This window comes from Pseudoalteromonas sp. NJ631, assembly GCF_000276645.1.
Classification (GTDB): domain Bacteria; phylum Pseudomonadota; class Gammaproteobacteria; order Enterobacterales; family Alteromonadaceae; genus Pseudoalteromonas; species Pseudoalteromonas piscicida.
Map to the genome: position 1 here is coordinate 281,474 of NZ_AKXJ01000001.1, position 24,429 is coordinate 305,902.

At 41.3% G+C, this 24,429-nt stretch carries 19 protein-coding genes; 6 read left to right on the forward strand and 13 right to left on the reverse strand.

Annotated elements, in window-relative coordinates; all coding sequences use genetic code 11:
- Positions 1–118: 118 nt before the first annotated feature.
- From A587_RS0101365 to A587_RS0101395, 6 genes are all read right to left on the reverse strand, one after another.
- Positions 119–1,033: a DUF4868 domain-containing protein gene (locus tag A587_RS0101365; RefSeq protein ID WP_017216131.1), complete on the reverse strand. Its 915-nt coding sequence runs from the start codon at positions 1,031–1,033 to the stop codon at positions 119–121.
- A gap of 5 nt (positions 1,034–1,038) precedes the next feature.
- A complete protein-coding gene (locus A587_RS25130) occupies positions 1,039–1,611 on the reverse strand; it encodes a hypothetical protein (RefSeq protein ID WP_017216132.1) in 573 nt (190 codons plus the stop codon).
- A 230-nt stretch (positions 1,612–1,841) separates the two neighbouring features.
- Entirely contained in the window at positions 1,842–4,367 is a 2,526-nt protein-coding gene (locus A587_RS0101375; protein ID WP_017216133.1) for a DEAD/DEAH box helicase, read from the reverse strand.
- A gap of 12 nt (positions 4,368–4,379) precedes the next feature.
- On the reverse strand, positions 4,380–5,300 hold the full coding sequence (locus tag A587_RS0101380; RefSeq protein ID WP_017216134.1) for a HamA C-terminal domain-containing protein: 921 nt from the start codon (positions 5,298–5,300) through the stop codon (positions 4,380–4,382).
- 29 nt (positions 5,301–5,329) lie between these two features.
- Positions 5,330–5,881, reverse strand: coding sequence for a DUF3223 domain-containing protein (locus A587_RS0101385; RefSeq protein ID WP_017216135.1), 552 nt, complete (start codon positions 5,879–5,881; stop codon positions 5,330–5,332).
- Positions 5,882–6,572: 691 nt separating this feature from the next.
- Positions 6,573–8,330 (reverse strand): winged helix-turn-helix domain-containing protein, encoded by a 1,758-nt coding sequence (locus tag A587_RS0101395; protein WP_017216137.1) that lies wholly within the window; start codon positions 8,328–8,330, stop codon positions 6,573–6,575.
- Between the two features lie 145 nt (positions 8,331–8,475).
- Here A587_RS0101395 and A587_RS0101400 point away from each other — a divergent pair, with 145 nt between their 5' ends.
- From A587_RS0101400 to A587_RS0101410, 3 genes are all read left to right on the forward strand, one after another.
- Positions 8,476–9,975 carry an amidohydrolase family protein gene (locus A587_RS0101400; RefSeq protein WP_017216138.1) on the forward strand — a complete coding sequence of 500 codons (1,500 nt, stop codon included), beginning with the start codon at positions 8,476–8,478 and terminating at the stop codon, positions 9,973–9,975.
- A 194-nt stretch (positions 9,976–10,169) separates the two neighbouring features.
- Complete coding sequence (gene dsbB / locus A587_RS0101405) at positions 10,170–10,679, forward strand: disulfide bond formation protein DsbB (protein WP_017216139.1); 510 nt, start codon at positions 10,170–10,172, stop codon at positions 10,677–10,679.
- A 12-nt stretch (positions 10,680–10,691) separates the two neighbouring features.
- Complete coding sequence (locus tag A587_RS0101410) at positions 10,692–10,997, forward strand: hypothetical protein (protein WP_017216140.1); 306 nt, start codon at positions 10,692–10,694, stop codon at positions 10,995–10,997.
- Positions 10,998–11,048: 51 nt separating this feature from the next.
- Here the strand turns inward: A587_RS0101410 and A587_RS0101415 are convergent, their stop codons facing one another.
- A complete protein-coding gene (locus tag A587_RS0101415; protein ID WP_017216141.1) occupies positions 11,049–11,357 on the reverse strand; it encodes a ComEA family DNA-binding protein in 309 nt (102 codons plus the stop codon).
- Between the two features lie 471 nt (positions 11,358–11,828).
- On the opposite strand from A587_RS0101415, the gene A587_RS0101420 reads away from it, so the two are divergent.
- Complete coding sequence (locus A587_RS0101420) at positions 11,829–12,143, forward strand: YebG family protein (RefSeq protein WP_010371106.1); 315 nt, start codon at positions 11,829–11,831, stop codon at positions 12,141–12,143.
- Positions 12,144–12,236: 93 nt separating this feature from the next.
- Here the strand turns inward: A587_RS0101420 and A587_RS0101425 are convergent, their stop codons facing one another.
- The 4 genes from A587_RS0101425 to A587_RS0101440 all read right to left on the reverse strand — a co-directional run bounded on the left by A587_RS0101425 (position 12,237) and on the right by A587_RS0101440 (position 16,385).
- Positions 12,237–13,427, reverse strand: a complete 1,191-nt coding sequence (locus tag A587_RS0101425; protein WP_010371103.1) for an amino acid aminotransferase — start codon at positions 13,425–13,427, stop codon at positions 12,237–12,239.
- Positions 13,428–13,606: 179 nt separating this feature from the next.
- Positions 13,607–14,272, reverse strand: coding sequence for a GAF domain-containing protein (locus tag A587_RS0101430; protein ID WP_017216142.1), 666 nt, complete (start codon positions 14,270–14,272; stop codon positions 13,607–13,609).
- Between the two features lie 127 nt (positions 14,273–14,399).
- Positions 14,400–16,058, reverse strand: coding sequence for a fused response regulator/phosphatase (locus tag A587_RS0101435; RefSeq protein WP_010371098.1), 1,659 nt, complete (start codon positions 16,056–16,058; stop codon positions 14,400–14,402).
- Between the two features lie 21 nt (positions 16,059–16,079).
- Positions 16,080–16,385, reverse strand: coding sequence for an STAS domain-containing protein (locus A587_RS0101440; protein ID WP_010371095.1), 306 nt, complete (start codon positions 16,383–16,385; stop codon positions 16,080–16,082).
- A 143-nt stretch (positions 16,386–16,528) separates the two neighbouring features.
- Between A587_RS0101440 and A587_RS0101445 the strand changes: the two genes are divergently transcribed.
- Positions 16,529–16,858 carry a translation initiation factor gene (locus A587_RS0101445; protein WP_017216143.1) on the forward strand — a complete coding sequence of 110 codons (330 nt, stop codon included), beginning with the start codon at positions 16,529–16,531 and terminating at the stop codon, positions 16,856–16,858.
- A gap of 40 nt (positions 16,859–16,898) precedes the next feature.
- Here the strand turns inward: A587_RS0101445 and A587_RS0101450 are convergent, their stop codons facing one another.
- On the reverse strand, positions 16,899–19,862 hold the full coding sequence (locus A587_RS0101450) for a bifunctional diguanylate cyclase/phosphodiesterase (RefSeq protein WP_017216144.1): 2,964 nt from the start codon (positions 19,860–19,862) through the stop codon (positions 16,899–16,901).
- Positions 19,863–20,233: 371 nt separating this feature from the next.
- On the opposite strand from A587_RS0101450, the gene pheA reads away from it, so the two are divergent.
- Positions 20,234–21,388: a prephenate dehydratase gene (pheA, locus tag A587_RS0101455; protein WP_017216145.1), complete on the forward strand. Its 1,155-nt coding sequence runs from the start codon at positions 20,234–20,236 to the stop codon at positions 21,386–21,388.
- Positions 21,389–21,487: 99 nt separating this feature from the next.
- Here the strand turns inward: pheA and A587_RS0101460 are convergent, their stop codons facing one another.
- Positions 21,488–24,328, reverse strand: a complete 2,841-nt coding sequence (locus A587_RS0101460) for a discoidin domain-containing protein (RefSeq protein ID WP_017216146.1) — start codon at positions 24,326–24,328, stop codon at positions 21,488–21,490.
- Positions 24,329–24,429 lie beyond the last annotated feature (101 nt).

Consider the following 24,429-nt stretch of genomic DNA (forward strand, 5'->3'; position numbering starts at 1 on the left):
TAACCTTCAAATAATCCAAGTAAATTCAGGGATTACCTCAAGTCTTCTTTGCATATAACGCCTCAATCATGAGCGGTTCTAGAAGCAATAGCGTTCTATGTATAGTACTGCTAAGCGCCTATACTTTAGTTGTGTCAGGAACATCATAGATATTATCAGTTATCTCGCTCATAAGCCTGTGATCAAGAAGTACATTGATTATAATGCTTGCTGTACTTTCGCATGGGATTATAGTGTTGCTTTTTGGATCAAAATTAATCCCCCAGTTTCTAGTGTTATTTACTCTTTGCAGTGTCGGGATGAAATTTGGTCTGCTGTAAATGCCTTTTTCTTCTATAACAGCCATCCGTCTTAACTGTATGGCGTTCGTGCCTACATATTCGATAATAGGACTTATATCAGAAAACAAACCGCTAAATGCTGGGTTTTGCTGAAGCTGTGTAAATGCTTGAGCATAAGCAGCTCTATGTTGCATAGCTGACTCAAACCCGCGTTTATTAGCGATGAAAACAGTATCGTTAATTACGTAAAAATCAAAGTTTTTTTCTATCGCGAAGCTATTATCTTCAATGCCAGACAATTCGCCATTTGAAAAAATCATATTAATGTATTTTTTAGGATATGAAGTCTTCCAAGTGGAAGTGGATCGCTTCACGGCATAAACCGTAGTCCCGTTTGATGTAAATTTGACCACGTATCCCTTAGCACCTTTCAGATCTTTCGAATCTGTAATTCTATTCTCACCCTCAAGCCGATCCACTAGTGCTTTTAATTGTGGAAAGTCTGTACTTGAGGGATCAATCGATAAGCAGCTATTCTCATTGACTTGAGATATATAAGTGTAAGGCGTATATTCAGTAATTCTTTCAATCTCTGCTGCAATGAAATCCTTTAACTGAATATTAAGAGCATCTTCAGTTTGAACATAAAAAGCTCTGAAACGTGCTGCACTGCTACTGTCCTTGAATACCCATAAATGTGGTGTTGAATTTGAAAAATCAAAAGATTTTAAAGATTGAAAGTTAGCTGTCATTAGTTTTACCGTGCAATATAAAAATCTTGAATCGTTTGAACTTTATAATTCCCAGGGGTTAAAGTCCCTTTTCTTAACATTCTTACATCTCTATATTCTCCGTTTATATTGATCTTTGCCTCATACAACCTCCAGCCAAACATTAGCAAAAGTGGGTTCATAATAATCTGCCCAGACTTGTATGTTATTGCAAACATCCAAAATAAAAAAACGGCAAACCCTAACAACTTTTCTGGAGCTTCATAACTTATGCCCATAAATGAAACAACATATGGAAATACGTAATTGATAATGTCATTTGGTATTGTTTTAGAACTTTCTACATTCGCATCAAATGGGAATGATACTTTTTTCAAGGATAGATTTGAAACAACTACAGATACGATAGTTACAACAATAAATATGATCGATAGATAAGGGCTATTAAAAGGGTTAAATAAACAACTCCCTATGTCAGAGACATCACAAAGTGATTTGCTCCACCATGACATAGGAATATCTTGAACTGCAAGGATGAGAGCCAAAGGCAAATATGAGCCAATGAAAATTATAAAGGCTGATAGAACTCTATATTGCATATCCTATTACCACTTTGATGCTCTCCAAAGTACGAATGGCTGGTAGCGCTTGAGATGTTATTTTGGTAGTTAATAGCACACCGAAACAGCCTACATTACATTTGATTTAAATTCCAACAAAAATAATTTTCGTAAACAGTTAATTACTTTTAATCGTTACCTTATTCCTGATATTACTAATAAATAGCCTAGCTGTACCTTATAGATAACCAAACTGACGAGCCCCTTTGTTAGATAATTAGTGCCTTGATTTCATTTATACATAACCTAGGAATTTTCAGTTTATTTATATTAATATGTTGCAACTTTGCTAAATATTCTTCTGGTTCTTCATTCTCACTGAAGTTAAAGCACTTATCGAGATGAATCGCAGTAAAGCGTGAAAAACCGATAGACATAAGGTTTAGGACACTCTTTTGACATGAACCGAACTCAAGGTAAATGTGATAAGGCTCAATTGCTTCTGCGGATGGTAAGCCTTTTTCAAAAGCTATACATTTTATAATGTCCAGATACGCGGAAAAATATTTCACCATCTTGAATCTAATATCAGTCTCTAGAACTTTGAGGCAAGATCTTACCTCCTTTGTCGGATTGATGTTGTCACTTTTCTTTCTATCCTCTAGAAAAGAAACCCTTTCATGGAGTATTTTTCCAATTGGTACGCCCCATACCCATTGATGAGCTAGGTGGCTGAGCCAAAGTTTGAACCTTTCATGTAGTTTCCACTCGAAGCAATCTTCAAGTACCTCTAGTATTTTTTCGACTCTAGCCTTAGCACCTGATTGATATGGGTATATGGGGTAGAAGTCTTCAACATTTTCACGTTCCAACAAGTACTCATATAACCTATTCAATTGATCTGGTCTCAACGATTGGTTTCTTTTGATGATTTCTTTAGGAAGAGTAACCTCTAGCGATTTGACAACTTCAATCGTCTGATCAAGCTCGTTACTATTTATATCTGTACGGTACTGCTCCATGAATGAAAAATCTTTGGTATCAAGATAATCGTTGTAAAGTTTACCTATTGCTACGTCAGCTTCATCCTGTCTTTTTTCATCCCAAGAGTCTTCTGATGTATATGGATTAATCGCCTTCTGTAACTCTGTTCCACCATCGGCCAAGATATTGTTAATAGAAGAGGCTATAGTTTGTAGCTTATCCCCTTTATAGCATGGGCTATCCCACTCCTCAGGTCTGATGCACCATACATTTCCGTGAAATTCATAGAGTAGCCGACCTGCTCGTCCTGCCAAGTTAAGAAAATCAGCGCGGGTCATACCATCATCGCCAGATTTTGGGTTCTCAATAATAATATGCTTAGCAGGAAGGTTTACACCTTGCAATAAAGTACTGGTGCAAAACACGACTTTAATGATGCCATTTCGGAATAGATCTTCTACTCCCATACGTAAAAGAGAGGGCATATTCCCGTAATGAAAAGCGATGCCTTTTCTCAAGCAATTTATTAGCGCATAGTTAGGGTGAATCTCTTCCTCAATAAAGCTTATGAACATTTCTATATCTTCACTTGCATTTATGTTTTGAGCTAATTGTGCGGCTTGAACGGCACGCTCTTCAGCACTCGAAGGGCCGTTTGAAAAAGCAATAACGGAATCGTCATCTGATAAAGATAATGCCAAGTTGGCTATCTGCTGGTGTTTACTATCTCTTAGCTTAAAAGGAAGGGTGAACTTCCCTATTTCTGTAGTCCCTTTAGTGTTTAGCAAAGAGATACGCATTTGGTCTGGTTTTCTTGTTACCTGATTAACTAAAAGTATATTTTGAGAAACTGGGGAAACGACTTCTGTGAAGAATTTACCATTAGATGTTCGTTGAAATAGAGATAAGAAGTACTCAGGATTTTTTATCAGAGGACTAGCAAACAGTAGCTTAGCATGACTGAACTTCCTTAACGCTACATCTATTGCCGTTTGAAGTATTATTCCTCGCTTACCATTTTGTATTTCATGTGCTTCGTCGATGATTAGAATATCGATCTCTGGTTCAGTATCTGTTGTGCTTAAAAAACTCAACAGCCGCTCCTGTGTGAAAATGTACACAACGTTAGTACGAATCTTTTTTCTATCAACAGGAAATGGTGTTGTTCGTATAATTGCTTTATCTTGCCCAATTCGTTTGATAGTACCTCGGACCCTCATAGATACTTCAGAGATTAGTGCGCGAGTCGGAACGACATAGACAATATTACTACACTTTCTTTCCTTGATTTGATTGGATATAGAAAGGTTCAATACAAAAGATTTTCCTGCGGATGTCGGAGCTGAAATGCTCAGATTTTGTTCGCTTTCTAATGACCTAAACAACTGAAGCTGGAAGTCAGTAAGTTGTATTTCATTTTCAGTCTCATCAATAATCGTATTTTCTGATTCTCTAGCAATGATTTCCAGTCTTAGAGGGACTGGTATGCTTCTATCTATTACATACCTGCTTCTTAAAAGATCTCTACTAGGGAAATTACCAATCCTAGATAAAATAACTTCAGCAGCCACTTTAACGAGTTTGTTATTGCCTTTAGTTTGCTCAAGAAGCCTAGTAATAACTTCATAAGATTCATTTATTTCATCGCCTTCTCCAAGCGACAAAACAGAAGCGTAGCTTACGAGCGCCCTAATTTCCATTTCTGTGAAACAATCTGCATTTTCCGATTTAAAGCTAGGTGGAAGCTGGTTTTGAATGCTAGCCTTTTCTAATTTCCTTACTAGCACTTGAATATCGAGTATTTCACTCATGCTGTTCCCCTCTTAGTCTAGCGCTTTGTTAAAGGCATTTCTGAAATCATCTACGGAAGGAAATGGAAGGAAAAAAAACTCAAAAGAAAGATGGTTACAATTCATATTAGCTATTTTGGTCTGTAAGGATTTAGTTAAGCGCAATCCTTCTACCTGAAACTTTGAAACAAAGTTTTTTGTTAAAGCTTTAGGGTTTCCGCCACTAATAGAACTAAAGTCCTTATAGTTGTATCCGATAAGGCAAGCGTGATTTAGTCGAGCATTAGGCCCAGGTTCCCCACAAATGATCAGAGATGATAAGGCATTTTTAGTTTCTTCATTTGAATATTTGAAATGTTTAGTGACCATAGTGAACTCATGTTCTAGCATCTCTACACTATGAAAGTCATCAATACTATTCAATGCAGCCTGAATGGCTGAATTAGGATCGACATATAGCTTTGCTTCTCCAAAAAAAAAGTCTACAAGATCTTCTTCTTGGTTGTACTTAGCGTGTATACCATCCGAGCCCTTTACTTCGTCTTTGTGATTAGTTTTAAGTTCCATTTTAGAGACCATTTGAGGAGCCCCTAGAATAGCTTCAATTAAGAAGAATAGAAGTAACTCACCTGCTTCACCTGTTCTATCTGGATTGTCTTCATCTATTTCCGGATGGCGAAACAGCTTTCTAGCTTCCTTCGTTAACCTGGCAGATTCTCTCGCGGTGAGCTGATCTGGTCTATTCGCGGATGAAATGCAGTAATCGATGATAAATTCGTACAATAAGTTTGCAAGAGCTTTGACCATAGGTTGTCCGTTACCATCAAACTTTAGGTAGTGAAGCCTTATGTTAGTATTGTAATCTTCGATTACATACTCGTGCTCCAAACATCCAATACAAGCATCATATGTACTTTTATCTACAGATAAATAGCGATTAATATTAACGGTCATTTGCACCTCAAAAGTAAACCTTGACAACTCTAAAATTTATTTTTTTCATACCAAATAACAAATTGACTTGCGATATCGTTGGTTAAACTAGAACGATATTGAAGTCTTTCAGGTGCTGATATCCAGCTAGATGGGAAATTATCGGTCGTGAAACCCTGGGATTCGATAAAAATCGTACATTTATCCTTAAAGTCAGCATCACGAAAGCTGTATGAGCTACTTTCAAGTAAAGACCTTGCGCCGTCAATAAAGCATTGAAACTGACTCTTTGCTCGCGAACTTATAGCAGAAACATAACTCCAATCTGCTATAGAACCGTCGAAATGGACTACATGGAAACATTTAGTATTAAATTCTCCTGAGTTCTTTATAGTAAACTCTTTTATGTCAGATATGTCTCTAGTTTTCCAATCAAACTCTGGATGCCTTTGATAAAGTGCCAGTATGTTTGAAAACTCTTCATCATTTGGGGTGAACCTTTTACCTGAACACGAAGAGTTTAGGATGGTACTGAAATACGCCTTCGCTTCTGTTTGTGTTTTGAACATGGTTCCATTTGCAAGCACCACAGGTTTAGCCATACTCAATCCATTAATACGCTCGATAATATTGAAATTGAAGTATCACATAGAAAAGAGTAAGTTACAAAAATAAACATTTATTTATCAAATAACCATACTTCTGATATCCAGACTTTAGCAACAAGAGTTAGAAGCTATATTTTTAAATAAAATGCACAAAGACTCATTTTTAAATAGTCACGAGTAACAATCTGTTTTGCCTTATTCTCAATTGATGTGTGTATGATCAAAAATAGCCATGTTTAATGCCGGTGAGATTGTGATGTAGTGTGAGGCTTAGAACTCACTTAATGCAATATAGACTTGGCCATAACGGGCTCATCTTCGCTAAACACTGAGCTGTTAATGTAAACAAATTGCTCTTCATCAGACCATCCAGCCTCTGCTTTCATTTTGTATAACTCAAATACTTCTCCTAAAGTGCACACGAAACGACTGCGAAATAAACAGACAAAGCGGCATGTAATAATGCTATTAGACATCTTTTGCAATTTACTTTCGAGCGTTGCTTGCAAACAACAAAGCAGCTTAAGGAAACCAAAACTCACAGGCAACAAAATCGAACCCTGTTTTTAAAAGCCAATATCAAAGTCTGCCGAAACACAGAACCCCTATTCAAGGAATCACCAAGAAAATTCGCTCCCTACTTTTAAATCACATAGCGAACTTTATGCCTGAGTAACCTAACGTTTTAGAGCTCGTTTTGTCTGCTTTCAAGCTTATTCAGCCATGCTTGTTTAAATTCGTGGTCTGATGTCAAAGCGAGATAAAGGTCCGTAGCAAAAAAACTATCATTGTAGTCGGGTAACCAGCCAGTGTTGAGCAGCTGCGTTAGCGCTTGTTGTGTTTCTGCTGCGTCATTGTTAAGTGCGGACCAGTATGGAGATAAAGCTGCATCAAGCTGATTTCCTTGATTAAGGTATTGTGTCAACAACTGTGTTACTCGTTTGAGCTTGCTTGGTTGACCTGTACGTTTCAGCATCAGGGCATAAGTAAGGTATTGCCCTACATTGCCTGTCTCTGGAAATTTAAGCGCCGCGATATCAGCAAAATGATGTTCAAAAAGTGTTAGCGCAGGTTGTATTTTCTGCTGTGCAAGTAAAGCAAGAATATAAGGCATCACATAATGATTGCCCTTTGAGTCTAGCTCGTATCGCTGTTTTAAGAGTCCTTCGGCCTTTTCGACATCACCCTGTCGCCATGCGATCCCGGCTTCAACATAGAGTCTAAATGCAGTAGAAATTGAACCTAAATTAGCGGCTTGCTGATATGTCTCCTCAGCTTCTTCTGCTCGCCCTAAACTCAATAACACTAATATGTGGCTCAATTGCTGCGCGGGGTACAATTTACTATGACTGATGTGATTGTTTTGGTACCACAGCAAATATTCGCTTGCCCTATTCTGGTTAAGCGGATAAAAGTCTAGCGCATAGAGCGGATTGTTTTTGGTGTGGGGGGCAACAGCAACGCTACGATCAAAATATTTTCGAGCGAGCACTAACTCTCTAAAATTCAAATAGGCATAGGCTAATCCTCGGATAATAACCGCATCGTTTGGTGCTAACTGATACGCTTGTTTATGCGCAGCAATTGCATCGAGTATTTTGTGTTGGTCCCGAAGAAATCGACCATACCAATGCCATAAGCGAGCATACTCGGTTGAGAGCTCAAATCCTCGCTTAAAATAATCCTGTGCTTGCTCAATTTCATTCTCCATCACTGCAAAGCGCGCAAGAGAGGTTATCACTTCAATATTTGTATCATCTAAGATCCGTGCCTTCTCTAACAATGGTCGACACAAAGCAAGCGATTCATACTCTGACACCGCGCCATATACGCTAAGCCCCATAAAGGCATTGCATAAGCCACTGAGTGCCTCGACATTATCACTTTGTTTAGATAACACTTGCTGATAAATCGTTTTCGCTCGCGCTAACTCCTCCACCGCTGTACTTTGGGATAGGTGTGTGGCAAGAGTGATCTCATCAAAATATGGGTTGTTTTGTGTCTTGTGCTTTTGATCAGTTTGAATATAAAAAGCAAAAAAGGCGATGAGAGCGAGCAACGTAATGGTAACACCAAGCAGCCAAATTCGCTTTTTGCTCACTGGCATCACAGCCGCTTTATGCTCTCTAAGCGCAATGTTTGGATGAATGCGGTAGCCTTGAGCTGATATTCTTTCTATGTATTCTTCGTATTGTGGATCTGTGTTTAAAATCTTTCTTAACTGCGCCACAGCTTGGTAGACCGAGTTGTCAGACACCACCTTCGGGTGCCAAACTAACTCGACGAGGTTATCAATACTCAGAGGCTCAGCTTTCGCATCGACCAACACCAGCAGTAACTTCATCACTTTTGGGGTGACCGTATATTCACGGCCAGTCGGATACTCCACAATCTGGTTCAATTTAGGCACAACAAGCCAATTTCCCAAAAGCAAATTTTTCAACCCAAGAACACCTTACATTATTGATTATTATAGTTTTAATTAAATTAAGAAAAATTTCAGAGTTAATTTATATGAAAATTAAAACACAAAGTACCTCGCCAGTTATGCTCGAAGACATCTAATACGACACTAACTGGTTTTCATTATGAAAAAACAAACATTAATATTTGCGGCCTGTTGCGCCCTGTCTTCTCATGCATTATTTGCAGCAGTGGACCTTCGTATCGACAATGCTACCATTTTAAATCCTATTGATAAGCACCAAGTCAATATCATTTCCAATCATTGGCTCGCCATCCAAGATGGCAAAATTATACAAGTCTCTGACTCAAGTCAAAAACCGGATGCAGCACAGGTCATTGATGCTCATGGTCAATACCTCATACCAGGGTTAACCGATAGCCATGTCCACCTAAAAACAATGCCGGGATTACTTAACACCTCCCCTAGAGCTCGCCAAATGCAAACAGCATTTTTACAACGGCAAGGCGCTAATTATCTTTACTATGGCGTCACGCAAGTTGTTGACCCGTCAAACACTGCAACCGGCATGACCGAATTTACAGCAAATGGCCCCGCACCCGACGCCTACTTTTGTGGCGCAATGCCAGTTTACCAAGGGTATAATGCTGAAGGTCTTAGTTACTCAAAGCTACATCAACATAAACCCTACTTTGCTGCGCAACACGGCGATCCCGCTCATGAGCTAACACCATCTCAAGTACACGCTCACCAAGGAGCTCAGCCCTTGACGCGAATGAAATCTGACGGTGCAACTTGTGCCAAACTGTACTTTGAAGATGGCTTTGGAGAAAACAGTGCTATACCGCTTATTAATCAAGAAACTGCCAAACAGTTAGTCGAGTCCGCAAACTCAATGAAGTTACCCGTAATGGCACATGCGAATGCCATTGATATGCAACAACTTGCTGTAGATGCCAATATCAACGTTATGGCGCATGGACTTTGGAACTGGTTAGCGCCAAATACAGCCCCTAGCGAAAGCGAACTGCCAACCAATGTAAAAGCTGTGCTGGATACCATCATCGAAAAAGACATCGCATATCAAGCCACATTAAATGTGATGAATGCTCTGGCGAAAGTGACTGACAACACTTTCACCTTCTCGTCTGAATATCGTACCGTATTACCTCCGTCTCAAATTGCTTGGTATCAAAGTGAACCTGGTCGCTGGTTTTCTCGAGAAATGGGTCAAGGCTGGGGTGAAATAAGTAATCAACAAAAGGTGGCTAAACTTGAGCAAGTTTTCTCTCAAGGGCAACGAGCACTAAATTATCTATATAAAAATGGCGCAACCTTGCTGCTTGGCTCAGATACGCCACCCGCACCAACTTATGTCTCGCAACCTGGCTTATCGACTTATCAAGAATTAACGATGATGGATCAAGCCGGAGTAGACCTCGTTAGCTTGTTATCTGCTGCAACCATCAATAATGCCAAAGCATTTGCGATAGACTACCAGTACGGCAGCATCGCTGTGGGGAAAGTGGCTAATCTATTACTTTTAAATAGTAACCCTTTGCAGTCAGTCGCGGCTTATAACGATATTGAATATGTTATCTTACACGGCTCAGCCATTGAGCGTGCTACTTTTCATATCGATGCCCTCGAGAAAAGTGAGTAAATACGTCAGAATAGAAATGCTGATAATGTCGGTCTCACCTCAATTGACTTAATCAAGTGATCTATTCTGATATTTTCGAACTTCTGCTGGTAACAAGAGTCGAAAAATCGTCGCAAAGATAGCGCACACTGCGAAGTAAAGTTGCTCTAACGCGGCCAGATAAAGCATAATAAAACAAAAAGGGTTTCTCTATAATGAAGATTTCATCTTTTCATCTCTCTAGGCAATCTTGGGGATTGCTAGCACTATCCGCTGCTATTTTTGAAGCCGTTGCACTGTATTTCCAATACGGTATGGGTTTAGAGCCCTGCATTATGTGCATCTATCAGCGTTTTGCTATGTTGGGGTTATTAGCAGCTGGTTTAATCGGTATGATTTCTCCTCGCTCTTTCGCACTGCGTAGCCTCGCATTTGTTTCGTGGGGGGTAGGCAGTATTTGGGGTTATTTTATCGCCCGTGAACATATCAGTATGCAAACTACAACAGATCCATTTGCTTTTACCTGTGACTTTGTACCAAACTTTCCTGCGTTTATGCCGCTGCATGAATGGCTACCAAGTTTTTTTGCTGCAACAGGTGACTGCGGCAATATAGATTGGTCTTTTGCAGGATTGTCTATGCCTGGATGGATGGAAATTATCTTTGCATTTTATAGTGTTGCATTTATTCTTTTCTTATTTTTCCATGTTACTAAAAGAAGTTGAGATATCACATTCATGCATTTTAGGTTAAGCCAAATTGAGCAACTGAGAGCGTTTAAATTACGTGACAAGCAGATGATCTTACGTCTTGCACTTAGCCACCTTGATGCAAAAACAAAGGTCGTGTTAAGAATAGCCAAGTTGCTACTGCTCACACCGTTTTTTGCCTCATTGGTCGTATTTGAAGGCTGGCTGTTATTACCTGTCTTATTGGTAGCTGGATTAATTTATCCGCTACTGACCACACCGCTGGAAATACAGTTTGGCAAACCCAAGTTAGCACAGGCAATCGCTGAGTTTAACGCCTCGAATAAGCCCTGATCTTCAATCTACCTGTGTGCGAGCAGCTAAGCTCGCACACAATAACTACGACTAGACTCTAATTTTTCCCTCCAGTTTTGCCAATATTCCTTTCCCAATTCCTTTTACTTCCAGCAACTCCGTTGTTGTTTTAAAGCGCCCCATTTTCTTACGGTACTCTACGATGGCTTCAGCTTTACGAATACCAATCCCTGGTAAACTTGAAAGCGCCGAAGCGTCAGCGGAATTAATATCGAGTACAGCACTTTGCTGCTGTGTTTGAGAAGCTGACTTTGCTTGCTCCGCAGGTTTTGCGAGCACGCTTGAACAGCTTAAACCTAACGCCAATAAAATAGAAAGTATGGTGGGTTTATTGAACATATATACACTCCTTGTGCGTAAAAAGTATCCAAAGCTTTTTGCATTCCTCTCAATGGATGATTGCAGCAAGCTTATAAAATAACCTGAGCTTCGGATAATTAATGCCTTTCTAGCAGCTAGTTTTAGCGCTAACTGTGTTGAATTCACTTCCAATAGCCAGCTATTGGTGCGTAAATTCGCTTAGCTATCCCCAAAACTCTCTGGCTAGATAAAGGAAATAAATTAATGTGAGTTTAAAACAATGAGCTAGCTCATTCCTTATCCAAACCTCAGGTTAAATAAAGATTGGAATATTGACTTTGTCAAAAAACATTCATTCTTTCAAAAACCCAAACAAACATTAAGCTTTTGTTTTTAATCAATTTAATTTATTCTTCTTCACTCAATAGCACTTGAAAAATTTTCAAAATAACTTGCTTAATCACTCAATTCGATTTACTGTATAAAAAAACAGTGACTAGGGGAATAACCATGGCCGTTATCATCAAATATGTTGTTGAAAGAAATGGAGTCGAGCGTATGACTTTCACGTCTAAAAAAGAAGCTGATGCTTATGATAAGATGCTAGATGTAGCTGAAGCATTGGAAGACATGCTAACGAAAGTTGACGTGCCGCTGAGTGAACAACAAGTTGAATCCCTAGCGCTTGAAATTGCAAAACAAAAAGATGACTTTGTGTCTGTGTTAAAAGGTGGCAAAGTAGCACCAAAGGCCAATACCAAAAACAAACCTGAAAACGAAAAAGCGTCAGATCCAGATAAAGTGACAAAAATTAAGCAAGCCTAAATGATAATAACCACTTACTTCAGTGAGTGGTTTAGGCTGAAAATAAAAAACCGCAAATTTGCGGTTTTTTATTTTGTGCTGTGTAGCGTGGTATTATTTAATTACGCTTGCCACTGCATCAGCAAAGTAATCAATATTATCTTTGCTTACACCAGCTACGTTAACGCGGCTAGAGCCTACCATATAGATAGCATATTCAGTGCGTAGTCTGTCAATTTGCTCTTTATTAATACCTAAGAAAGAGAACATACCGTGTTGACGGTCGATGAATGAGAAATCTTGCTCAACACCTTTTGCAGCTAGGCTTTCTTTGATCAACGTACGTAGACCATTGATGCGGCCGCGCATTTCGTCAAGTTCGTCGTACCACATTTGCGTAAGTTCAGTACTGCTTAGAATGGTATTTACAATATCAGCACCGTGTGCTGGTGGCATTGAATAGATACTACGAACAACGCTAAGTAATACTGAGTTTGAAACATCAGCAGTTGCACTGTCTTTTGCAATGATTGAACACGCACCGATACGCTCGCGGTATAGACCAAAGTTCTTAGAGCAAGATGAACAGATGATCATTTCATCAACTGTATCCGCAACCGTTCTAAGGCCTTGTGCATCTTCCTCAAGGCTGGTACCAAAACCTTGGTATGCAATATCAATTAATGGTGTAAAGCCTTGCTCTTTTGCGAGTTCAGCAACTACTTTCCATTGCGCTTGATTTAAGTCCATACCACTTGGGTTATGACAACATGCATGAAGTAGTACCACATCACCTTTAGGTACTTGCTTCAGCGCATTGATCATCTCATCAAACAACAACCCTTTGTTTTCGTAGTCGTAGTAAGGGTACTCTTTAACTGTTAGACCAGCTGCTTCAAATAGGCTAATGTGGTTTGCCCAAGTTGGCGTCGTAACCCAAACAGTAGCATTGGTGTTGCAACGTTTAATAAATTCGGCAGCAACACGTAATGCGCCAGTACCACCTGGTGCTTGTGCCGTACGTACACGGTTTGCCAATAATGTACTATGCTCTCCAAGTAACAGTGTTTCCATCTTTTGACAGAAGTCTAAGTTACCAGCCAAACCAATATAAGATTTTGTCGTTTCGTTTTCTAAACGAAACGCTTCCGCTTTTTTAACCGCTCTAAGTACCGGCGTGTTTCCCTGCTCGTCCTTATAAACACCTACACCAAGGTCAATTTTGTTTGGGTTAGTGTCCTGTTTATAAGCGGCCATCAGGCCTAAAATAGGATCTGTTGGAAGTGGTTTTAGCTCTGAGAACATGGCTTATCTCTTTTATTTTAATTAATGCAAACTCGAGCGGCTGACGCCCGATTCCAGTAGACTTGATGGTAACATAGAGACTTGCATCTCAGTTACCATATTTATCTAGAATTTTATTCATTTTTGTAAACTTGGCAGCACCACAAAGGCGTCAAGTTTACAGCCGGACATTCCGATAATTATTTGGGTAAATATTCAGGGATTCTCGTACATGCCGCTGCAAGCAATGCTAAAATTTCTTCGTTGAAAAATGATTCAGAAAACGCTTCTGCATCAATAATTCCAATACAATTTTGAGCATCATCGAATAATGGCAGACAGGTTTCTGCTTTCACCTTTGGATCGCAAGTGTAGTACTCTCCTCCACTGGCGACATATTGAGGGATGTCATTAATCACTCGAGCTTTAGCACTCAATACCGTTTGAATATTATTTGACGTAGCGGCAAAAGCATCCGTTATAGGGAATAGCGGTCTACTCGGCGCGCCAGAATACGCTAATTTGAGAAGTTGTTTCCCTTCATTTGTCGCTCTTGCTTGGTATATGCCAAACCAATCAACAGCTGTAAATTCAACTACCGCTGACACTATCGTTTGCAGCTTGGTAAGCGAACGTGCATTAGCCGTGTTCTTTTCAACATAGTCACTCAATAAAAAAGGTGCTTCCTGAAGGTGTCCAAACAAGCTGCAAGCGCCCCCTTCCCCAAGTTCAGGGATCTGATATGACCATACAGCAGGGCTTGAGTTTTGCTCAATATAAGCATCTAGTTTTTCTAATTGCAGCAAAAGCAACTCGCGGGAGATAGATAATCCACTCAATGAAATATAATCTGACATTTTAGCCATCTAAACATCTAAAGTTAATGCAACTTTACCACGCTCTTTATACCTTGCCAACACTAAAAAACAGGTACATAGAGTAATAGGAGTAGATAGTAAACTAAAGCAGAGGTGAAATACGCTTGAGTGGAATTTAGACCGATTTAGAGGTGAGTGAATAAATCATTTCTATTTCATTTCCAGCACTGTTGTAGCTAACGCTTTGAGCAATTTCGTTAAGTAAGCTAACACCTCGGCCATGGCTATGCTCTTGCTGTGCTTTGTTACGCTCGCTTGATTCAAAACCATTACCTGAATCACAAATGTTGAAGTATAGCTTTAGCTCTTCAGGGCTGTAGCGCACTGAAATAATAATGAGCGCTTCTTTTAGCTCCTTCAAAACACTCTCTCGCAAACTGTAGAACTCAAAAAAGCCATCTTCTTTATTTTTAATCTCAGAATCTAGCCCCAACACACCGTGATCTAAAGAATTATTGTAGGCTTCGGAGAGTAGTAAAAAGATGTTAGAGCGATGCGCCGAAATACCGTCAACCTCACTAAGCAAGTCCACCAGCTCAAGTACCGGATCGGTAGTTTTCATCTGTTTGGCATCTAAAGATAACGAAATATTAAACGGCAAGCTTGAATAATGGTTAGGCGCAGAAACAATTGACTCGCTGGCAACGCAATTAATAATCGCGATACTTAAGTCATCTTGTTGCTCCGTATTGCCAGAAAACTCGCGAACTTCAGAGATAATTTGATCCGTGGAAATATGCTGCCGGCTCGCCAGCAAGCGCTTTAACCGTCGTTCGCCATACATTTCCCCCCGCTCAGACTCAGATTCGATGATACCGTCTGTCGCCATTACGAGGCGTTGGTCGGGGCTAACTTCAAAATGCAGCAGATTACGTTCAAACTCATCGACTTCTAAAATGCCGAGTGCCATATGTTGGCTCTCAATGGTTTTAATAAGGCTACCATTTTGGTCAATCAGATATAAATCTGGCAAACCACCAAGCCAAGCAGAAACACTTTTCCCTGAGCTGCTCAATTCTATGATCGCTGCTGCGCAAAACATATGGCCGGGTAATAACTCATTAAGGGCGGTATTGAGCTCAACGGCTATATCACTAACCGCCATTCCCTTTTGCACCATAGTGTAGAAAATGCGCGATGCGGGAAGCGCACCGACTGCAGCCGCTAAACCATGGCCAGTAAAATCACCCAGTAAACAATAAAAGCCACCCATTGGGCTCTTGGCCATTAAAAACATATCGCCATTAAACATTGACGCGGGGGACAAGTGGTATTCACAAATCTCAGGATATTCAGATTGTTGTGCAAGCGCATTACTAAAAATGTGCTCAACAATCTCGTGCTCTCGCTCTATCTGGTTATAGTGATATTCTAGTTGTCGGCGTTGTTCGTTGCTTTGTTGGCTGAGCCTACGTGTCCTCGCATGCGCTTTGATTTTGGCTGATAAAATGACTTTATCAAACGGCTTATGAATAAAGTCATCACCTCCTACAGCAAGACATTTTTCAAAGCTGCTTTGATCTTCAAGTGCAGTGATAAAGATGATGGGGAGGTATACGTCGCCCGCATATTGCTTTATTTTGGGGGCAGTCTCAAAGCCATCCATTACGGGCATGACAACGTCTAGCAGCACGATGTCGATGTCCTGACTTTCGAGAATTTTTAATGCATCACGACCATTATGGGCACAAAAAACCGTATAAAATTGTTGCTCAAGCATTGCCTTGAGCAGCTTACAGTTTAATACCTGATCGTCGACTACCAAGATATTCATGAGGGGCTAATCTATCAGCGATCAGTCAATATCAAACTTCTTATCAAAACGAGAGATCTGGAGGATTTTCTTAAGTTGTGGACGGCAGTTACTAATTTGAATGCTAGAAACTGAGCTTCCTAGTGTTTTTTTCATATTTAACAGCATACCCAAAGCGGAGCTGTCCATATAATCGGTTTCACGCAGGTCAACAACAACCTTTTCGGTTTGATCATTCACCTCCGCATACGCCTGACGAAACGATTGCACCAAATTAAAGTCGAACTTACCTCTAATTTGAATGGTTAGTGTCTTACCGTCAGCAGAAGCGTTTTTACTCAAGCTCATCATTAAGCTCCTAAATTATTTTGATTTGTTTCCCCTCACCAATTTAAATATAACGCTTAAAAATCATTTAGCAAAAAATAAAAAACATCTAATCTGCTTTTTGCTATGATCTCTGCAAAGAACCCGCAAGAGGACCAGAATCAATGTCAGAATCAAGACTTGTGTACTCCACAGATGTAGGCCGTATTGACACCAAAGAGCCAAAGCAAGAAGTTCAAGGGAAAGTTTTTAAAGACGGCGCCGTTCGTATTGAAAGACAAACTAAAGGGCGAAAAGGCAAAGGCGTTATGCTTGTCGTTGGCATCGATAGTGAACAGCATGATCTAAAGAAATTGGCAAAAACGCTTAAATCAAAAATGGGTCAAGGTGGCGCAGTTAAAGAAGGCGTTATTGAAATTCAAGGCGATGACAGAGAAAAGCTTAAGCAATTATTAGAAGGCCAAGGATTCAAAGTGAAAATCGCAGGCGGTTAAGCGCTTATTATTTTCAGCCCCAAGCGTTGGGGCTGAGCCGCTATACCGCTGGGGCAAACCGCAAAATCTCGGCTTCACTTAACGGCGGGCTGTAGTAATAACCTTGTACAATATAGCAGTTATTTTTCGCCAAGAACGTCATCTGAGCCTCAGTTTCCACCCCTTCAGCAATAACCTGCAAATTTAATTTTTGCGCCATCGCAATGATAGCAGCGGTGATTTCCATATCGTTTGGATCTTCAGGGATATCCTTTACAAAGGAGCGGTCAATTTTAAGTATATCAACTGGGAAACGCTTAATATAACTTAAAGACGAATAGCCTGTACCAAAATCGTCAATAGACAGTGAAACGCCAAGCGCTTTGATATCTCTAAGTTGTATGATTGCCGCTTCCACGTCTCCCATCAGCATACTCTCGGTAAGTTCAAGGTGTAGTAGAGTCGGCTCCATCTCAGTTCTGTCAATAATATCTGACAGCGTACTGATCAATTGTGCGTCTTTAAACTGTCTCGCAGAAAGGTTGATGGATACGTTGGCAATCTTGCCCGCGGCTTTTAAACGACGAGAAAAATGGCATGCTTCTTCTAACACCCATGCACCAAGCTCTACGATTAGGCCTGTCGCTTCAGCAATTGGAATAAACTTACTTGGCGGAATGGTTCCTTCGCTTGGGTGGAACCAGCGAATAAGTGCTTCATAGCCTACAACCTCACCACTTTCACTGTTCACTTGTGGCTGATAATGCAAGGTAAATTGTTGCGCTTTAATTGCTATACGCAGCTCGTTTTCTATATACAGGCGCTCGTTAGCAGCTTCATCTAAATCTTGGCTATAGAAATGGTAAGTGTTCCGCCCTTTTGCTTTGGCCTGATACATTGCCAAATCTGCATGTTTAAGCAGCTGCTCTTCTTCTTTACTGTCAAACGGAGCCATCGTAATGCCAATACTTGCACTGACGATCACCTCGTTATTCCCCAGTTTTATTGGTTCTGCCAGTGTCTTTTGAATGATATTGGCAACTTCCATGGCATTTTCTCGCTCATTGATGCCGCTCAGTAACACCGCAAACTCATCCCCACCCAATCTGGCAATGGTATCTTCTGCACGGAGCCGCTTTTTCAATCTCGTCGCGACTTCAAGCAATAAGCGGTCACCCGCGTCATGTCCCAAAGTATCATTGATGCGTTTAAACTCATCTAAGTCAAAGTAAAATAGAGCAAAGGCGTAATGACCACGCTCGGCAAGCGCCATAGATTTACGTAGCTGCATCCTGAAAAAAGTTCGGTTGGCAAGGCCAGTTAAGGTATCAAAGTAAGCCAATTCTTCCATTTTACGCTGGCTTTCTTTTACAAACGAAATATCTTGGGCCGAGGCAACATAACTTGAAATCGCGCCGCCCTCTTCGCGGATCGGCGACACACTCAAACTGACCCAAATAGGTGCCTCTCTGTTACCCGCCAACATAGTATCCCCGCGCCAATGATTGCGGCTGCGCAAGTCAATATCAATATCATCAATTAGAATTGCCATGTCTTTTGAAATAATACTCAAAAGCGGAGAGCCAATAAAATGCTGTTCATCATAGCCCGTCATTTCCTGCATTTTTGGATTGACGTACTCAATTTGAAAATGCTCATTGGTCAATACAACGCCAGTACCAGAGAAAGCCACAGCTTTTGACAAACGGTTTGCCGCCTTTTCAGCGATTTCTTTTTCTGTAATACGTTGATTTAGACCATTTACAAGCTGTTTTATCTCAACACTCATGTCATTAAATGAGGCGTTCAATTGACCTATTTCGTCATCGGTATGCGGCAAGGTTGGCGTATCCCACTGCCCTCGACCAAATCCCTTCACTGCTTTAACGAGCGCATTGATGCGTTTGAGTACTAATTGATACAAAACCTGATGCAGTAATATTGCGACAAAAATGGCATACAGAATAAACAAACCAAAGAACTTAACTTTAAGCTCTTCAATGGCCGAGATAGCCGACGCCCGCTTCTTGTAGATCCCAATGTACCAATCTAAATTGGCAATATGGGTCACGTGCATAATATGCCAGTTGTCTTTATATCTAAATTCATCTTGGATATTTGGCAGCTTAGTAATAAGTGCAGTTTGTACTATTTTACTCAAATCTTCTGGTAGCTTGTTGTGGTCCAATAGCTGCCCAGTCGCAGCGGTGGTTTTAAACAGGCCGGGAGCTGCCAATAATCGGCCCTGTTTATCAAAAACGATGAAGCCTTGCTGATGGTCAGATTTAGGTAGTTTTTCGAGTAAGGTGGTCAACTCTATATCGCTACCCGTTAACCCAAGGTATTTGTCATGTAAGTATAAAGGCACCAAAATACTGACAACCCACTTGTTCCAAACCCTATCAAAATACACGCCCGACCATACCGCTTCCCTCGTTGGGTTTTGTTCAGCATGTAAAACAGGCAAGTTATGAAGCTGATTATTTACCAGCCTCGGGTCTTTCGCTAGTAGGGCATTAGGAGGCGCAACACGGACAAAGCCGTCTTTTGTAGAGAGGTAAAAATTAAAGAAATCCTGTAACAGTGGGGGTGCAAGAATATTCCAAAGCAATTCAGATTCAGAAAATAACTTTTGCACTGACTGCAATTTTAAATCGCCAGTATACATAGCTGCAGAAAGGCCATTTTTGGCTGTACTCGCTAAGTTTTCGCCACGCTTGTCGACGCTCGCTTGCGCGCCAGATAAATCTTGAACACCATAAAGTAAGTGTTTGGAAACCACTGAATTGGCTTGTTCGGCCAAGTTAGCTTTAAGGTCGAGGTAATTTGAGAACTGATTGTTCACCTGCGCACTAAAACGCTTGAGCTCATCATACTCTTCATAGATTAACTGCTTTTCTTCAGATTTTAGCATCAATGCCGCAGCAAAAACCCCCGCGATCAAACACACGGCCGAAATCAACATCGACAGCTTTACACTTAAAGAGCTTGCACCATATCTTGATGGGGGACGACGATTGCCCACAAGTTAACCTATTCTTTTATTTACAGTGGTGGTGTTGCCTGAATATACCAGAATATTTTTCGACTCGCCAATAAGTTACGTTTGATTAACGTACTTAACTCACTGAGATTGGACACTTATCTACCAAATAACTTAGGTTTTTGCCCATACGTCCAAAGTAGTACTTGTTTTCTCGTTTAGTTCTATGCTAATAATGTATTCAGTTTCAAAGTAAGGTTTGAATAAATGAATTTCATCACACGCAACAGCAACACATATTTCTTTTTTAGCTTCTTTAGGTGAAGAGGCTTGACTGTTCGCGAGTGAAAAAGAATAGCTAAGCCTCCCAACTTCGGGAGGCTTTTTTTTTGGCTAAATGGGAGTGAGGACCTATGACACAAAATACATTAGATGCCCTTAGGCATGACATCAATGAGATAGATTCGGAATTACTGATTTTACTGGCAAAGCGACGTCGCATTAGTCATGGTGTGCTGGAATATAAGATTGCCAACAACAAACCTATCCGTGATGAAGCACGTGAGCAGGCACTGCTGGAGAAACTGATCCGATATGGTAAATCTCTGGGTCTTGATGCCTTTTATATAAACAGCGTTTTCCAAACTATCTTAGAAGACTCTGTATTAAACCAGCAAGCCATGCTGCAAAAGAACTTAAACCCCGATGCCGTAGGTGATACACACCGCGTTGCCTACTTGGGTGGACAAGGTTCTTATAGCCAGCTTGCTTGTCATAAATACTTCAGCCGTCGTCCCGGTAAGCTTGTGGAAATGGGTTGCCAAAGCTTTGAGCAAATCACCGAGCAGGTAGAGAAAGGCCAAGCGGACTTTGGTATTTTACCTATTGAAAATACCAGTTCAGGCAGTATCAACGAAGTATTCGATTTATTGCAACATGCACAAGTATCTATTGTAGGCGAAGTAACCCATACCGTAGAACATTGCCTCCTAGCATTACCAGATACAGAATTACAAGCCATCGACAAAATTTATGCGCACCCTCAACCTTTTGCCCAGTGCAGCCGTTTTATTCAAGGTCTGGGGGATATTCAGCATGAAACTTGCGACTCGACCTCTAGTGCATTAAAACAAGCAGCAGAGCACCCAAACAGTGCCGCGATTGGCTCGGCACAAGCTGGAAAGAATATGGGTCTAGAAGTGGTGAAATCTGGTCTTGCGAATCAGACCGAAAACCATAGCCGCTTTATTGTAGTAGCAAGAAAAGCACTTCAAGTGTCTACTCAAATCCCAACAAAAACTAGTTTAATTATGGCCACCAAACAGCAAGTAGGCTCACTTGCTGACGCGCTGATGGTATTTAAACAGCACAATATCAATATGGTTAAGCTAGAGTCACGCCCAGTACCTGGTAACCCTTGGGAAGAAGTCTTTTACGTAGATTTGCTTGCCAATATTGCAGACTCACAAGTCCAAGTAGCACTTGAAGAATTAAAAGATCATACCCAATTTGTACGCTTACTGGGCTGCTACCAAAGCGAGTCTTTGCAAGCCGTAGATGTGTTGTAATCATACTAAGTCACTCTCATAGAGACGAATAAAAAGCCAGAGCGCAAATTGCATTCTGGCTTTTTTGGTTGAGATTTGTTTAACCTTTGGATATTCAGGCTATTCGCTGCTAAGGCCAAGGAGCTCTATTTCTGAGATCTGTACTAGGCCATCGTTATTCGCATTTTTGCTAATATTTAGACGATAACTGCTATAGGCAAAAGCATTAGAGAAAGTAAACGCTCTTCGTTGTAAGCGCTCTTCCCAGCTCTCACCCACCCAAACCGCGACTTCTGTCCACGTCTCACCGCCATCATTAGAACCCAGTAACTGGAAGTTTTCGGGATCGCGTTCTGGTGCATCATTGGCACTGGTAATAGCCAAACCACTCACAATCTGTGGCGCAGTAAAATCGGCTTGGATCCAAGATGGTGATTCCTCTGTTGGCGGGCCTTGCCACTCATTGTGATCTAGCCATTTTGTCTCGGTATCATTATCAAACGCCTTTTGTTCACTTTCCGCATCTCCAATACGATTACGCGCGGTGAAGCTTGTTCCTGCCAAATCAGACAAATCTTCAAGTGCATACTGAGGTCCAGCGAGTTCAATTTCGGCTATTTGCACTAATCCATCATTATTCGCATTTTTACTGATAGACAAGCGATAATGTGTGTAAGCCAAGCCATTAGCAAACGCAAAGGCACGACGTTCAAAACGCGATTCAAACGACTCTCCTACCCAAGTATTTAATACTTGCCATACTTCCCCATCGTGAGATGCTAAAAGTTGGAAGTTTTCAGGGTCACGCTCCGGTGCATCATTGGCGCTAGTAATGTACAAAGTATTTACCGCTTGCGCTTGCGGCAAGCTAACTTGAACCCAAGCTGGATTTTCAACAGAGGGAGGCCCCTGCCAGTCGTTGTGATCGAGCCACTTAGTTTCAACATTTTTATCAAATGCTTGTGCTGCGCCCTCTGAATCACTAATACTAAAACGTGCCGAGTAACTCGCACCTTGTACTTGTGCATGATCTAATCCAGAGATTTCTGGGCCGATTAATTCAATCTCAGCAAGCTGCATCAAGCCATCGTTATTTTTGTTCTTGGTTATCTCAAGACGATAGCTTTGATATGGCAATTGATTTGCTACAGCAAAGCTTTGGCGCTCCCCTCGCGCTTCAAAAGATTCACCAACCCAATTGCTCAACCGCTGCCATGTAACACCATTATCGTTAGAGCCAAACAAAGCAAAGTTCTCCGGATCTCGCTCTGGTGCGTCATTGGCGCTCGTTATCGCAAGCTGATTAACCGCCACCGCATCATTAAAGTCTACTTGGATCCATGAAGGCGCTTCGACGGTAGGCGGGCCTTGCCAATCATTATGATCTAGCCACTTAGTAGTTGGGTCGTTATCAAATGCCTTATCCTGGTTTTCCCCCTCACCAATACTATTGCTTGCCGTGACCGCAAACGTCTCAGTATCTGTATGGTCAACGCTCGGATAAACCGGACCAACAAATTGAATTTCTCCAATTTGCAGTAAGCCATCGTTATTTTTGTTCTTTGTCACTGCTATTCGGTAACTTGTATATTTTTGCGCATTACCAAATACAAAACCTTGACGTTCAAAGCGCGCTTCAAACGACGCCCCAACCACATTACCCAAATTAACCCAACTCGCTCCCTCATCGTTAGAAGCTAATAAGGAGAAGTTTTCAGGGTCTCGCTCTGGGGCATCATTAGCACTGGTCATGTAAACACCGCTAATTGCTTGTTGAGTGGGAAAATCCACCTGGATCCAAGACGGCGCTTCCTCAGTAGGTGGCCCCTGCCAGTCATTGTGGTCAAGCCATTTAGTTTGTGGATCACCATCAAATGCTTTGTCTGCACTCTCAGCATCACCAATAGCATTTCTTGCTGTGATAGTGGCACCTGATGTCACGACTTGCTGCATTGGTCCCGTGGATACCGGTTCATCAAATAATGGTAACGCTAAGTCCATAATACTATCGGCACTGAGGCCTAGCTGCGCAGTTAATGGGTGAGCTTGAAGCGCGTTGTAAATTGGCAATCGAAGCGCTTCAAGTGCAACTTCATCACCGCCAAGTGCGGCGCTGAGATTACTAGCTGAGTCGCTTAAGACGCCTTGCAAAGAGCCTTGCTCGTCAAACTGTGCAAATGCGGCATTGAATAGAGAAAGCTTTTGCACACTTTCGGAAACATATGCCATCTCGCAACTTTGCTCACCAGAGTCAGAGGTTGTGCAAGTTTCCCCTAATTCAAAATTCGTTAATTGATCAGCGCTAACCACAGGTAACTCAAAAACATTGATGTTCCCGGTTTGCCAGCCAAGGGCCCGAAGCAATAACGCAGACATCTCCACTTTTGCCAATGCCATTAATTCGGGAGTAGAGACATTACGCCCCTCAGCAATTTGCTGCTCTACCAGCATGGTTGCTAGTGTCGTCAAGGCGTTGATTTGTAAGGTAGCATCAGCACTGCCATCGGCATTTGAACCAAACGGCACGGCGACATGACTCAAGGTAGCCAAAGTCACACCAGCAATGTAATCGCCACTTACCTGCTCCCCAATTCCTACAGAACCACAGCGACTTGCATCACAGCGCATCTGCGAGCCTTCGCTCGTTGTGGCGGTCACTTTAATGGTGGAATTAATACCAAACCCAGCTTTACCCGTCAGTTCTATAAACAACTCCCCCGTTTGACTGGTTGCCGAGTTCTCATCCATCATCATGCTAGAGCCATTGAGCGCAGTCACCGAAATGCGGGCTTGGCTCAACGCGCCTTTGATCACTGAACCTGATACTTCTGCCGTCGTCACAGCGGGAGTTACTGGCACTTCTTCAACTTTTGGGTCATCACTCCCGCCGCCACATGCAGCCAATAAACTGCTAACGGCAATGAGCGGGATCGCATTTCTTATTTTATTTAACGTTTTCATATTTATCCCTTCTTACATATCAACCAACTCGTGTGACTAAGCTGATATAAACGCACCACAAGCAGGTGATAAGCCGTGATATTGTTTCTCGTTGTGCTGAC

What these genes read in the sequence shown, in the direction of transcription:
- A587_RS0101430 (WP_017216142.1), bottom strand. Translation starts at nt 14,272, where the DNA reads ATGGCTAAAATGTCAGATTATATTTCATTGAGTGGATTATCTATCTCC.
- A587_RS0101400 (WP_017216138.1), top strand. Translation starts at nt 8,476, where the DNA reads ATGAAAAAACAAACATTAATATTTGCGGCCTGTTGCGCCCTGTCTTCT.
- A587_RS0101365 (WP_017216131.1), bottom strand. Translation starts at nt 1,033, where the DNA reads ATGACAGCTAACTTTCAATCTTTAAAATCTTTTGATTTTTCAAATTCA.
- A587_RS0101415 (WP_017216141.1), bottom strand. Translation starts at nt 11,357, where the DNA reads ATGTTCAATAAACCCACCATACTTTCTATTTTATTGGCGTTAGGTTTA.
- A587_RS0101385 (WP_017216135.1), bottom strand. Translation starts at nt 5,881, where the DNA reads ATGGCTAAACCTGTGGTGCTTGCAAATGGAACCATGTTCAAAACACAA.
- A587_RS0101375 (WP_017216133.1), bottom strand. Translation starts at nt 4,367, where the DNA reads ATGAGTGAAATACTCGATATTCAAGTGCTAGTAAGGAAATTAGAAAAG.
- A587_RS0101420 (WP_010371106.1), top strand. Translation starts at nt 11,829, where the DNA reads ATGGCCGTTATCATCAAATATGTTGTTGAAAGAAATGGAGTCGAGCGT.
- dsbB (WP_017216139.1), top strand. Translation starts at nt 10,170, where the DNA reads ATGAAGATTTCATCTTTTCATCTCTCTAGGCAATCTTGGGGATTGCTA.
- A587_RS0101380 (WP_017216134.1), bottom strand. Translation starts at nt 5,300, where the DNA reads ATGACCGTTAATATTAATCGCTATTTATCTGTAGATAAAAGTACATAT.
- A587_RS0101460 (WP_017216146.1), bottom strand. Translation starts at nt 24,328, where the DNA reads ATGAAAACGTTAAATAAAATAAGAAATGCGATCCCGCTCATTGCCGTT.
- A587_RS0101440 (WP_010371095.1), bottom strand. Translation starts at nt 16,385, where the DNA reads ATGAGCTTGAGTAAAAACGCTTCTGCTGACGGTAAGACACTAACCATT.
- A587_RS25130 (WP_017216132.1), bottom strand. Translation starts at nt 1,611, where the DNA reads ATGCAATATAGAGTTCTATCAGCCTTTATAATTTTCATTGGCTCATAT.
- pheA (WP_017216145.1), top strand. Translation starts at nt 20,234, where the DNA reads ATGACACAAAATACATTAGATGCCCTTAGGCATGACATCAATGAGATA.
- A587_RS0101445 (WP_017216143.1), top strand. Translation starts at nt 16,529, where the DNA reads ATGTCAGAATCAAGACTTGTGTACTCCACAGATGTAGGCCGTATTGAC.
- A587_RS0101425 (WP_010371103.1), bottom strand. Translation starts at nt 13,427, where the DNA reads ATGTTCTCAGAGCTAAAACCACTTCCAACAGATCCTATTTTAGGCCTG.
- A587_RS0101435 (WP_010371098.1), bottom strand. Translation starts at nt 16,058, where the DNA reads ATGAATATCTTGGTAGTCGACGATCAGGTATTAAACTGTAAGCTGCTC.
- A587_RS0101410 (WP_017216140.1), top strand. Translation starts at nt 10,692, where the DNA reads ATGCATTTTAGGTTAAGCCAAATTGAGCAACTGAGAGCGTTTAAATTA.